The following is a 12,765-nucleotide window of genomic DNA, read 5'->3' as shown; positions in this document are numbered from 1 at the left end:
GCGACTTTCGTCGCGCAGCCAATAAGTGTTAACTTATAACACTTTCTGCGTTATCGTTGCTCGCCGCGCCCTGCGGCGAGCACACCCTTCAAGAAGTGATTGATCGTCCGATGAACAAGTACCTCGCGTGCGGCCTGTGCCTGCTCGCCCTGCACAACAGCGCCCAGGCCCTGACTCTGCCCGCCAGCCCCGTGACTGCGCCCGCCGTGGATGACGAGCGCGTCGACCTGAACACCCCGACCACCGCCGGCTCGCGCTTGAACCTCACGGCCTTGCAGACGCCCGGCAGTGTCGAGAGCCAGACCGGCGAGAAAATCCGCGAACGCGGCGACGCCAGCGTGCAGGACGCCATCTCGCGTGCCTCCGGCATTAGCCGCACCGGCACGCCGGGCGACGGTGGCACCTCGTTGCAGGCACGCGGTTTTACCGGGCAGAGTTCGGTCATGCAACTGTACGACGGCAACCGCATGTACACCGGCATGGGCACATCGACCTTCCCGGTGGACACCTGGGCGGTGGAGCGCGTGGACGTGCTGCGCGGCCCGGCTTCGGTGCTGTACGGCGAAGGCGCCACCGGTGCGGTGGTCAATACACGCTCGAAAAAGCCCTTCACCGGCGACATCGAAAACCATGTCCGCCTGGGCTACGGCTCTTATGATCGCCAGCAGCAAGCCCTGGACAGTGGCGGCTCGCTGACCGACACCCTGAGCTATCGCCTGAACCTCAACCGCCTGCGCAGCAACGGTTTCATCGACCGTGGCGACTCCGGCAGCGACTTCGTCAGCGCCGCTCTGCGCTGGCAACCAGCCGACAACTTGAGCTTCACCCTGGCCAGCGACTACGGCGACCAGCGCCCACAGAATTATTTCGGCACACCGCTGCTCAACGGCCAATTGCACAAGAGCCTGCGCGACAAGAACTACAACGTCAGCAACGACACCCTGCACTACAACGATCAGTGGACGCGCCTGACCAGCGAGTGGCAACTCAACGACAATGTCAGCGCCACCAACGAGCTGTACTACCTGAAAAACCAGCGCCGCTGGCAGAACGCCGAGAACTACAACTTCACCAACGGTCAGCTGACCCGCAGCGGTAACTTCGGCATCAAGCACAACCAGGAACAGGTGGGCGACCGCCAGACCTTCACCTTCAAGCACACGCTGTTTGGCCTCGACAGCCAGACCGTGGCCGGTGTGGAATACAACCGTATTCGCTTCCGCCTCGCCAGCAACTCGCCCTTTGACGACGTGCTTAAAAACGGCCAGCCGATCGACCTGTACCATCCGGCGCCCGCTGCGTTTCAAAGCAAAGACCCGTTCAAACCGCTGTTCGCCACCACCACTAAAACGGTCGCCGGCTTTGCCGAAAACCGCTTGCAGCTCACCGACCAACTGTCGCTGATCACCGGTATTCGACGCGACTATGCGCACATCGACCGCGATGATTTGCGCGATGGCAACCAGTCCAACAAGACCCTCACCGGCAACAACTGGAAGGCCGGTTTGGTCTATGCGATCACCGCAGACACCTCGGTCTACGGCCAGTACGCCACCAGCACCGATGGCGTCGGCGGCCTGATCTCCTTGAGCCCGGGCCAGCAGCAGTTCGACCTGTCCACGGCCAAGCAGGGCGAAATTGGCATCAAGCAGGCGTTCTGGGACCAGCGCGGCGAATGGACGTTGGCGGCCTACCACATCGTTAAAAAGAAACTGCTCACCGACGTCCCGGGCAACCCGAACCTCAAGCAGCAAGTCGGCCAGCAATCCTCCAACGGCCTGGAAGCCAGCCTCGACCTACAACTGCCCAACGCCTGGCAATTGCAAGCCAACGCCGCCATCGTGCGTGCGCAGTACGACGCGTTCAAACAGGATGTCGGCGGCGTGCAAGTATCGCGCGACGGCAACCGCCCGGTGGACGTACCGCGCCGCACCGCCAACCTGTGGCTGAGCAAGGCCGTGACCGACAGCATCCGCGCCGGTGCCGGCGTGCGCTATGTCGATGCGCGTTACGCCGACATGGCCAACCAGAACGAACTGCCAAGCTACACCGTGGTTGACGCCACCGTGTCATGGAAGGCGCTGCGCAATACCACCCTGGGCCTGCAACTGAACAACCTGTTTGACCGCACCTACGCCGTCAGCCAATACAACGATGGCCAACAGTGGATCCTGGGTGAACCGCGCTCGTTTTTCGTCACGGCGGACTACACCTTTTAACCGAACAACACAGGCTCCAGTGTGGCAGTTGGCTTGCCACAACAAGCCCGCTCGCCACGGAGGATTGTGGCTGGCATTGAAAGTTGTGTAGATACCGATGCTGCGATAACGGTGTGCCTGATCCACCGCTATCGCAGGCAAGCCAGCTCCCACCTTTGAATTGTGTTGAACAAGAGAACATTGATGACCTCGCTCACCCTGACCGACCTTGCCTGGACACCACCGGGCCACGACCACTGCCTGCACCAGTTCCAGCTGCGTGACGCCAGCCTGCAGGTCGGTGCGGGGGAGTTTGTCGGGCTGATCGGCCCCAATGGCAGTGGCAAGACAAGCCTGCTGCGCTGCGCCTATCGCTTCAGCAAACCGGAACACGGCGACGTGTTGCTTGAGCATCAGAATGTGTGGAAGCACAGCGCAAAGTGGTGCGCGCAACGCGTCGCCGTGGTGCTTCAGGAATTCCCCGACGCCTTCGGTTTGCGCGTGGACGAAGTGGTCGCCATGGGCCGCACGCCCCACAAGGGTTTGTTCGACAGCGACACGCTGCACGACCAACAGCTTGTTCGCAGCGTGTTGGCGTCGGTCGGCATGCAGGACTTCGAAGACCATGCCTTCGCCACCCTTTCGGGCGGTGAAAAACAGCGAGTGATCCTGGCCCGCGCCCTGGCCCAGCAACCCCAACTGCTGATCCTCGACGAGCCGACCAACCACCTCGACCCACGCTATCAGCTGGAGTTGTTGCGGCTGGTAAAACGTTTGAACATCGGCACGTTGGCCAGCATCCACGACCTGAACCTGGCCGCCGCCTTCTGTGATCGCCTGTACGTGATCAACCACGGGCGCATTGTCGCCAGCGGCCCTCCCCACGAAGTGCTTACCGTCGAATTGCTGCGCGAGGTATTTGCCGTCGACGCCCTGATCGACACCCATCCTTTGTCCGGCTACCCCCGAATCACCTGGATAACCCAACCATGACCCTGCGCGCCCTGCTGTCTCTCGCCTTGCTGTTCGGCACTGCCCAAGCGTTCGCCGACGCGACCCATTACCCGGTGACCCTCAAAAGCTGCAACCGCGATGTGACCTTTCAGCAGGCGCCCAAACACGCGGTCAGCCACGACATCAACATGACCCAGATGATGCTCGCCCTGGGCCTCAAGCCAAACATGGCTGGCTACAGCGGCGTCACTGGCTGGAAGTCGGTGACGCCCGAAATGGCCAAGCACCTCGACGGCCTGCCGGAGCTGGCGAGCAAGTACCCGTCGGTGGAAACCCTGCTCAATGCCAACGTAGATTTCTTCTTCGCCGGCTGGGACTACGGCATGCGCGTGGGCGGCGACCTCACGCCGCAAACCCTGCAACCCTTGGGCATCAACGTGTATGAGCTGACCGAGTCGTGCGCGTTCGTGATGAAGCGCCCGGCTGCCACGCTGGAAGACACCTATAACGACGTGCGCAACCTGGGCAAGATCTTCGATGTGCAAGACCGCGCCAACGCACTGATCGCACAGATGCAGGCGCAAGTGGCCGAGGTGCAAAAAGACCTGCCCGCCGACAAGCCACGGGTGTTCCTCTACGACAGCGGTGAAGACCGCGCCATGACCTCAGGCCGCCTGGGCATGCCGCAGGCGCTGATCGATGCAGCCGGCGGGCGCAATATTCTCGATGACATCGACGCCAGCTGGACCCGCGTCAACTGGGAAACCGTGGTGGAACGCAACCCGCAGGTGATCGTGATCGTCGACTACAGCGAAATCACTGCTGATCAAAAAGAGAAATTCCTGCTCAACAACCCGGCCCTGCAATCAGTGGACGCGATCAAGAACCAGCGTTTTATCGTGATCCCCTACGTGCAGGCCACGCCGGGTATCGACAATGTGCTGGCGGTTGAAACCCTGGCCAAGGGGTTCCACGGCGAATGATCACGCGTCGCTACGCCCTGCTATTGAGTGCCCTTGGCGCGTTGTTGCTGGTGTCCTGCGTGATCTCGCTGGGGTTCGGCTCGGCGCGGGTGCCGGTGGACGTGGTGTGGCGGATTTTACTCAACAAGGCGTTCGGCATTGGCGCGGTGAACTGGAGCACGGGGCAGGAGCACATCGTGTGGCTGATCCGCGTGCCGCGCATGCTGCTGGGCGCGCTGGTGGGCGCCGGGCTGGCCTTGATCGGCGCGGTGCTGCAGGCGGTGACACGCAACCCGCTGGCCGACCCGCACCTGCTCGGCGTGACCTCCGGCGCCACCCTCGGCGCGGTGATCGTGGTGCTGCATGTGGGGGAAGTCATCGGCCTGCTAACCCTGCCCATCGCCGCCTTTGTCGGTGCCCTGCTGAGCATGCTGGTGGTGTTGGCCGTGGCCAGTCGTAACGGCCGCCTGGAGAGTGATCGCCTGCTGCTGTGCGGTGTGGCCGTGTCGTTCGTGATGATGGCGGTGGCCAACCTGCTGCTGTTTATGGGCGACCACCGCGCCGCGTCGGCAGTCATGTTCTGGATGCTCGGCGGCTTGGGCCTCGCGCGCTGGGAGCTGCTGGCGATCCCCGCCGCTACCGTGCTGCTGGGCTTGGTATTGCTGCTGGGCATGGCGCGGCCGTTGAATGCGTTGATGGCTGGCGAACAGACCGCCGTGACCCTGGGCCTGAACGCGCGCAACGTACGGCTCAAGGTGTTTCTGGTCGCGTCCCTGATGACCGGCGTGCTGGTGTCTATCAGCGGCTCCATCGGCTTCGTCGGGCTGATGGTGCCGCACATCGCCCGACGCCTGGTGGGCGCCGAGCACCGGCGATTGCTGCCGGTGTGCGTGCTGCTGGGCAGCGTGTTCCTGGTGTGGGTCGACGTCGCAGCACGCACCCTCATCGCCCCCGAAGACCTGCCCATTGGCGTGGCGACGGCGGCGATTGGCGGGTTGTTTTTTATCGGTTTGATGCGCAAGCGCTGAGGTCAGAGTTCGTCCCTGGTTCGTGAGTACCAGAACTCCTCGGCCTCCAGTTCTGCCTGCACCTCGCTGATATTCCACTCTTCACCCAGCACCCCCAGACGTGTCCAGAAGGCATCGGTGACCAGCACCGACAAACTGCCCTGGCCGCGCAACTGATTGACCAGCACCCTGGGATCTGGCGCGGCCCCTGGTGCAAGAACCCGGGTTTCTGCCTCTGTAAATGCCGGCACGTACTTGAGCAGGGCACCGCCCCGGCAGGACAGGTAACAACTCTTGGCGTCGGGAAAGTTGCTCTTGATCACCGACACATAGTCGCGCAGGTCGTCCTTGGAGACGAAGTTGGCCAACAGGCTTGTGTCGATCGGTTCCAGGCTGGACGTCGAAGCAATGGTTTTGTAGAACGCCTGCACAGCGGAGATTTTGTAGGTCTTGAGCTCATGGGTGTCAGGCACGTCGAACCCGGCATGGTCGATCCAGAACAACAGTTGCAAGGTACTTGTGTCTCCCGTGCCCTGATCCTCCACCGGATCGAGGGCGACGTAGCCCTGCGTGAGCCCAGGCACCAGGACCGCGCCCAAATACTGCTGAGTACTGAACGGCGCCACCAAGCCTTCGGCATAGCGGGCCGCATCATCGGGGTAAAGAAACAGCGGCCCGCAAAACGAATGCAAACGCGGGTCGTCGGCAAACGCATGGGGCGCTTTTTTTGGCACCCACTCGGCAGTGACTCGCTCCTTTCTGCCCCAGACGTCACTGGTCACCCGAATGGACAACTCACCCGCACCTGCCAGGCGGCGCACATAGTCACGCACCGTGAGGGTGCCTTCGAGCAAGTGCGTGCGGTCCAGGTGCGCGGTGCGGGTCCAGTCGGACAGCGACGCGGTCTTGGGAAACACATACGTGAGCAGCGCACCATCGCTGCACGCCACATACAGTGGCAGGACATTGACATTGCGCGCAGAGGTCATGAAGTTGAGTGCTTTGGCGAGGTACTGGGGCGGCAGGAAGCTGCGCGCCATTTCATCCTCGGCCGAGGCGATGGCAACCGTGGAAGCGCACAGATACAGGCCATCGAGCACATAGCCTTGGGGCAACTGGCCGTCGACAAACACTTGCTCGAAGTCGGCCAGGTTATCTCTGACAAGCGCCAAGGTCGTCATGTACAGCGGCTTGTTGACTGACTTGAGCACGTAACCGAAGGCCACGTCGGTGTGCGGTTTCCACGCGCGCTGGGCGTAACGAACAGCATCCAACGCGCGGGTAAAAATCGGCCCGCAGGGCGAGTCGAAGAACACCTGGCGAATATCCCCGGCGTTGGGGCGAAATTGATTCGGCACAAAATCCGCTGTTATCTGCCTGGGCTGCCCCCATGTCTGATCGCCCTCAACCACATACAATTTACCCGCCTTCGCCACCTCAGTGATAAACGCCTGCGGCGAGAGTGCACCGCTGCGCAGTTGCTGTTCGACGCCGTTGTCGCCGTAATCACCCTTGGCCAGGTTCAGAGGGCCAAGCCGACTCTTGAGCTGCCTCTCCTCCTCGGTGCCCGACAGCTCGTAACTGAGGATCGAGCCATTTGCGCCGAACACATATTCACGCTTGATGTGGGCTTCACGGTGCAACAGGTTCGACAGCACTGCGCTAGGGATCATGCTCTTGTAGATGGATTTCTGAGTGGAGGACAGCAGCAGCGGTACTTCTTGGTCCACCTCGGACCGGTAACGGGCAACAATAGTACTGCCCCCCGGATAAAGCCCCACCTCAGCCGCGTGTTCAGGGTAGATCCAGTGCAATGCCAAGCCCTGGGGCGGAATCGCCAAAGGGTTCGTCGAAGCGAACAACCGATTGCCCAGCCTGAGGATCACCCCGCCATAACGCCGACGATGCCCGTTGCCCACCAAGGCTGCCGCGTGACGAGCCGCATCATCGGGGCTGGAAAAAGCCGGGCTTAATCGGCGAGGTGCCAAGGTTTCGTAACCGGTCCAGGTAGTGGCGACTACGCCTTTTTTATCCCAGCACTGGCTGGTACGTATCACATGAAGCCTGCCCCTCAGCGCCCACTCCCTGACGAAAGCCGAGGGCGTCTTTTTACCGGAGTTCAACTCTTCCTGCGCCTGAGTCAATAAGGTTTCTGCCGGGCCGCCCGCCTTAACGTCAACCGGTGAGGGCACATACCGCAACAGCGCGCCATCCAGGGTTGAGCAGTAAATCGGCAGGTTGGTCACGCCACTTCGATTCGCTTCATAGAGCGCGACGTACAACACCTGCGGCGTGATAAAAAACAGCGTCAGCCAAGCGTACGACGTGTTTAGCCCAGCAGGGGACCATTGCTGCGAGCGAAACAGCCCGTGCAATACAAACCCATCGGGCAAGCGGTAGCCGCCCTCAGCCTTGGGCTCAAACAGGCTGTTGAGATTGAACAGTTTGTTCTGCTGGCTGACGCCCACCACCTCACTCGCAATGTACTGTTCCTGATCCCGGCGCTTGAGGATGAAGGCAAAGCAGGCCGGCTCTGCGAAGTTACGCGCATGGACCCGCCCATGCAGGTTGCGGGCAGCCTCATCGGCACTGGCGAATACGGCGCCGTTGGTAGCGTAGGTGGGAGCGCCGGACCTCGGGGCGTAATCGAAGTTGGGCGTCCAGTCGCTGTAGACCACCGAGCGTGGGCCCCACAACGGGTTGCCCAGAATAATCTTGAAATCCCCGGCTTGAGCCAGGCGCCGGACCCAATCGAGAGGGCGGATCTGCCCACTGTCGAGGCGCTTGCCGAGGCTGTTATCACCGGCGTGCGGGCCAATATTGGCCAGCAGTATCCGTTCCTCAGGCGAATTGTTCGGGGTGTACTCCAGCAAGCAGTCCCGCGCCCCCGACAAGTACGCCACCCGCCCGGCCGGGATGATCGAGTACATTTCATCGTCAGAGAATACCTGCAGGTTGGTCTGTGCCTCATCCCGCGTCCAACGGCGCCGCGCGACCCAGTCCGGGTCAATCATCGACAGGGCGGTGTGGGAGCCATAGCGCCCCTGCAATACGTAAGGTTCTGGCGGGATCAGCGGGCCTTGGTTGTCGCGTGGAAAAAACAGCGTGAAGGCAAATGGATTCGCCGCGCTTTCCATGGGCTCAGTGATCACAAAACGGCCGTCTTCGCCCTTGAGTACGTAACCGCCGTAGTAGCGGTCCCGCCGAGTGCCAATGCGCTCATGGGCATACACCGCCGCATCGCGCGCCGAAAGAAACGAACGACTCAAGGTCACCGTGTAAAACGACGTCAGCAGGTCGGAGCGGTTATCCACCCCGCCCACCCTGCGCCACAGGCCTCCGGCCTGCACCACCGACAGATCGGTCGCTGCAATGACCCTGCGCACATACGTTCGCGGGCTGAGCGTACCGGCGGCCAGAGCTGCTTGTGCGCCATTATCGTCAAGCTCACCGTCATTTTTTTGCCCGACCAGCTCCAACATGGCCGTGACCTCGGGCACCTTGAATGTCAGCAGGGCGCCATCGGAGGCGTGCATGTACAGCGACAACCCGCGAGCCGAGTCCTGGACGTCCAAGGTAGCCCGCGCCTGTCGGGCCGCTGCGACAACCTGCGCAGGCGTAAAGAAGGTACTGGCCAGCCATTTTTCCCGGGCCGCGACTTCGTCGTTCTCGTACCAGCTTCGGAAATAAATGGCCGCCAGGCGGAAATTGGACGGCAATCGAAGCTTGCCGCCGGGGCGTTCAGGAAACACTTTGTTGGGCGAAAACAGCGGCTGAGTCTTGGGCACTGCCAACGTCGCGACATAGACGTCCTCGCGAGTGTGCTTGAGGACGAACCCCATGGCGCCCGCGTCGAGTGGGCCGGAAGTCAAAAGCGCACTCAGCACGGCCGTTTCCGAGGTGGGGAACACTGAGGTGAAAAAGGGTTGTTGCAGTACGGCACTGCCAAGGGTCACTGGCGTGTTGATTCGCCAGCCTTTTTTAACCTGGCCGCAAACACCGCCCCAAACCCCATGGCCAATCAGTACCGACAATTCGCCGGCCTCGGTCAGCTTCCAAATCATGTTCTCAAAATCGCTGCTGGCCTCAACCGTTCCGGTGCGCAGTTGTTGTTCCCAGGTTTTTTCCAACGCCGAACCACTGCTGACGTATTTGAGCAACACATTGTCCGGCCCGGAAAAATAGTGGGTCTTGGCGAACGCTCGCTGCTTGAAGCTGAAGAGTTGGTCCGCCACCGAATAGAAGTTGTTGAACAGCTGCACCTGGTCAGGCGTGAAACTTCGAAACTGTTCGCGGATTTTTGTCGCGTTGGCGGGATGGGAGTGATAGAACGCCTCAGCGCTGAAATCATCAGGCGCGATGAAGTTGCCCTCACTGTCCTTGGCCAACAACAACCCATGGTCAAAGCTTTCGTGCTGGTCCGGTAGGGGCTCGGTCGCGTAGTAGCGGTTACCACGTTTGAGAATGACACCGCCATATTCGACGTCGCGCCTCGCGCCGATAGCCTCATGGGCCCAACGGGCGGCGTCGGCGGCGGTGATAAAGGCCGGGCTGAGAACGGGCACGGGAATCTTTGAGAAGGGCCGCCAAGCAGGCGTCACGGCGCCGACCTTGTCCCACACATTACTGGCTTCCAGCACCGTCAACTCACCTGCAGCCGCCACTTGCTGGATAAACGCTTTGGGGCTGAGTTGGGCGTTCATGATCGTGCCCTGAATGCCGTTGTCCGTCACTTGCCCCTCTGGCGTGACGCTATAGAGCAACTCCTCCTGCGCAGAAAACGAAAAACGGTAACGCAGCAGCGCACCGTCGCGGGTTCTACGATAAACGCTCAACGGTTTGCCTGGCTCGATCGACGCTTTAAGCCGTCTCGATTGGGCAATACCTTCGGCGAGTTCCTGAGGAGAAAAGAAGTTTCCGTATAGCCACGGCTGCAACGGCACTGGCGCCGCCTTCGTCAGCGGCGCGGCGCAGTACCATCCCTCGACAAAATGCTGCGCCGGTAACAAGGGCCACAGGCTCGCGGCCAGGGGAAAAAGTCGGGAGGCCGTCGGGTTCAGCGAAGTCAGCAGCATCGCCTCGGTGGCTACATATTCCTCCACGTCCGCACGTTTCAACACAAAACCGCCTCGCTGGTCTGTGCTGCCTTGCTGACTCAGCGCATGCTCAACCGCCTGCCGGGCCTGGCTGAAAATCGGCCCGCACAACGGCAGCTCAGTCACTTCACTTGAATCAACGGGCTCAAACGGCTGCCAATCTTCAGTGACCCGCCCACGCAGCCCCTGGAAAACGGCGCCTGGGATCAGTACGCGCACATCCCAAAGCGAGGCGAGCTTTCTGACAATCCCCTCAGGCGTCCGGTTATCGCCATGACCACTGATTGCCGGTGTTTGCTGCTTAATGGCCAACAACCAGTGCGCATAATTTTTGCTCTGCTCAGTCAGGCGCACTTCATTTTTGATCAAGGAGCCGTAAGGGCCGGAAAGGTAATTGATGCTGGCGAAGTCCCCCCTGCGATAGGACTGCATGATGTCCGAGCCAGAAAAGAAACTGATGAACAACTTGATCTGGTCGACGGAAAAGCTGGGGTTGGCTTTTTCAAACTCCTGGCGCAACGCCGGGTGAGAGTGAAAAAGCCCGTGGCAGGTATAACCACGGGGATGCATGAAAAAGTTATCGGCATCGGCCTCCAACAGCGCTTTATAGTCAAAACCCAACTTCTGGCCAAGGATCGGCATCGTCGCCACAAACTTGCCGTCCGGGCGTTTGAGGATGAGCGCACCATACTCCATGCCCGTGTTCGGCCGGGGTTGCTGGTGGGCCCAGTTGGCGGCGTCATCCGCCGAGATAAATAAGGGGCTCAGTGCCGGAAGTTCCGGCACATGCCCCGGGGTGTGTTGCGGTAAATCTTTAACGTCATTCATAGGTAGTCTCGTCCAAAAAAATGCCGACACGCCAGGAGCGGTGTCAGCACTCAAGATGAACTGAGGACGGACTTAAAGACGGTAGATAGTTGTTCGCGCAAGGCGGTACGGGACTGCCTCAGCGCTGACAGATTTTGCACCATTCAAGCAACAACCGCGTGAATACCCGCTCGCCCGCGCTCGGGTCTGCCCACACGCCCTTTTTGAGGGCTTGCCGTGCACGGGCCCGCCATTACAGCGCCAAGTTGGTGCGCCACGCCCGCGCCTTCACCCGCTAACCCCCATCAATGCTCACGTTAAGCGCCGCAGGCACAGCCTTTGCAAAGTCCGGTGTATCTGCCCCACAAAAAATATCGGTTTACGGAGATCGCACCATGCAGCGTCGTAGCTTGATCAAGGCTTTTACTTTGTCGGCATCCATTGCCGCCATGGGTTTGACCTGGACCGTGCAGGCCGCCGAGACCATCAAGGTCGGCATCCTGCACTCGTTGTCGGGGACCATGGCGATCTCCGAAACTTCGCTTAAAGACATGGCGTTGATGACCATCGACGAGATCAACGCCAAGGGCGGCGTCAACGGCAAGATGCTTGAGCCGGTGGTCGTCGACCCGGCCTCGAACTGGCCGCTGTTCGCCGAGAAAGGCCGCCAGTTGCTGACCCAGGACAAGGTCGCCGTGGTGTTCGGCTGCTGGACCTCGGTGTCGCGTAAATCGGTATTGCCGGTGTTTGAAGAACTCAACGGCTTGCTGTTCTACCCGGTGCAATACGAAGGCGAAGAGATGTCGCCCAACGTGTTCTATACCGGTGCAGCACCCAACCAGCAGGCGATCCCAGCGGTGGAGTACCTGATGAGCGAAGAAGGCGGCGGCGCCAAGCGCTTCTTCCTGCTCGGCACCGACTACGTGTACCCGCGCACCACCAACAAGATTTTGCGCTCGTTCCTGCATTCCAAAGGCGTCGCCGATAAAGACATCGAAGAGGTCTACACCCCGTTCGGCCACGCCGATTACCAGACCATCGTGGCCAACATCAAAAAGTTCTCTGCAGGCGGCAAAACTGCCGTGATCTCCACCGTGAACGGCGACTCCAACGTGCCGTTCTACAAAGAACTGGCCAACCAGGGCCTGAAGGCGACCGACGTACCGGTGGTGGCCTTCTCCGTGGGTGAAGAAGAGCTGCGCGGCATCGACACCAAGCCGCTGGTGGGCAACCTCGCCGCCTGGAACTACTTCCAGTCGGTGGAGAACCCGGTGAACAAAAAGTTCGTCGCCGACTGGAAGGCTTACGCCAAGGCCCACAACCTGCCAGGCGCGGATAAAGCCGTGACCAATGACCCGATGGAAGCCACTTACGTGGGCATCCACATGTGGGCGCAAGCGGCGCAGAAAGCCAAATCCACCGACGTCGACAAAGTGCGTGAAGCGCTGGCCGGGCAGACCTTTGCCGCGCCGTCGGGCTTCACCCTGACCATGGACAAAACCAACCACCACCTGCACAAGCCGGTGATGATCGGCGAGATCCAGGCCGATGGGCAGTTCTCGGTGGTGTGGCAGACCCAGGAGCCGATTCGGGCGCAGCCGTGGAGCCCGTACATCCCGGGGAATGACAAAAAACCCGACTACGCCGTCAAGAGCAACTAAAGCCTAAAGGTCGGGCACGGTCAGTGTGGGAGCTGGCTTGCCTGCGATGCAAACAACTCGGTGTGGCAGACACACCGCAG

The 12,765-nt window shown here is 60.8% G+C and carries 6 protein-coding genes; 5 read left to right on the top strand and 1 reads right to left on the bottom strand.

The annotated features are described in order from the left end of the window. Window positions 1-110 precede the first annotated feature (110 nt). The 4 genes from KZH41_RS04335 to KZH41_RS04320 all read left to right on the top strand — a co-directional run bounded on the left by KZH41_RS04335 (window position 111) and on the right by KZH41_RS04320 (window position 5,142). Window positions 111-2,219, top strand: a complete 2,109-nt coding sequence (locus tag KZH41_RS04335) for a TonB-dependent receptor (RefSeq protein ID WP_263274430.1) — start codon at window positions 111-113, stop codon at window positions 2,217-2,219. 183 nt (window positions 2,220-2,402) lie between these two features. Then, window positions 2,403-3,191 (top strand): ABC transporter ATP-binding protein, encoded by a 789-nt coding sequence (locus KZH41_RS04330; RefSeq protein ID WP_242154168.1) that lies wholly within the window; start codon window positions 2,403-2,405, stop codon window positions 3,189-3,191. Then, window positions 3,188-4,135: an ABC transporter substrate-binding protein gene (locus KZH41_RS04325; protein WP_263274429.1), complete on the top strand. Its 948-nt coding sequence runs from the start codon at window positions 3,188-3,190 to the stop codon at window positions 4,133-4,135. Before KZH41_RS04330 ends, KZH41_RS04325 begins: the two co-directional genes overlap by 4 nt. Continuing rightward, complete coding sequence (locus KZH41_RS04320; RefSeq protein WP_094949775.1) at window positions 4,132-5,142, top strand: FecCD family ABC transporter permease; 1,011 nt, start codon at window positions 4,132-4,134, stop codon at window positions 5,140-5,142. The genes KZH41_RS04325 and KZH41_RS04320 overlap by 4 nt, the downstream gene beginning before the upstream one ends. Window positions 5,143-5,144: 2 nt before the next feature. Here the strand turns inward: KZH41_RS04320 and KZH41_RS04315 are convergent, their stop codons facing one another. Continuing rightward, window positions 5,145-11,045: a DUF4329 domain-containing protein gene (locus KZH41_RS04315; RefSeq protein ID WP_263274428.1), complete on the bottom strand. Its 5,901-nt coding sequence runs from the start codon at window positions 11,043-11,045 to the stop codon at window positions 5,145-5,147. Window positions 11,046-11,419: 374 nt separating this feature from the next. Between KZH41_RS04315 and urtA the strand changes: the two genes are divergently transcribed. Further along, window positions 11,420-12,685: an urea ABC transporter substrate-binding protein gene (gene urtA, locus KZH41_RS04310; RefSeq protein ID WP_094949773.1), complete on the top strand. Its 1,266-nt coding sequence runs from the start codon at window positions 11,420-11,422 to the stop codon at window positions 12,683-12,685. Window positions 12,686-12,765 lie beyond the last annotated feature (80 nt).

Origin of the sequence: Pseudomonas sp. YeP6b (assembly GCF_025642995.1) — a bacterium.
Classification (GTDB): Bacteria; Pseudomonadota; Gammaproteobacteria; order Pseudomonadales; family Pseudomonadaceae; genus Aquipseudomonas.
Note: the sequence above shows the minus strand (reverse complement) of the source record. Positions and strands in the feature narration are given on the sequence as shown.

Bases quoted from the DNA above. Each gene is read 5' to 3' on its own strand.
- KZH41_RS04335 (WP_263274430.1), top strand. From the start codon at position 111: ATGAACAAGTACCTCGCGTGCGGCCTGTGCCTGCTCGCCCTGCACAAC.
- KZH41_RS04330 (WP_242154168.1), top strand. From the start codon at position 2,403: ATGACCTCGCTCACCCTGACCGACCTTGCCTGGACACCACCGGGCCAC.
- KZH41_RS04325 (WP_263274429.1), top strand. From the start codon at position 3,188: ATGACCCTGCGCGCCCTGCTGTCTCTCGCCTTGCTGTTCGGCACTGCC.
- KZH41_RS04320 (WP_094949775.1), top strand. From the start codon at position 4,132: ATGATCACGCGTCGCTACGCCCTGCTATTGAGTGCCCTTGGCGCGTTG.
- KZH41_RS04315 (WP_263274428.1), bottom strand. From the start codon at position 11,045: ATGAATGACGTTAAAGATTTACCGCAACACACCCCGGGGCATGTGCCG.
- urtA (WP_094949773.1), top strand. From the start codon at position 11,420: ATGCAGCGTCGTAGCTTGATCAAGGCTTTTACTTTGTCGGCATCCATT.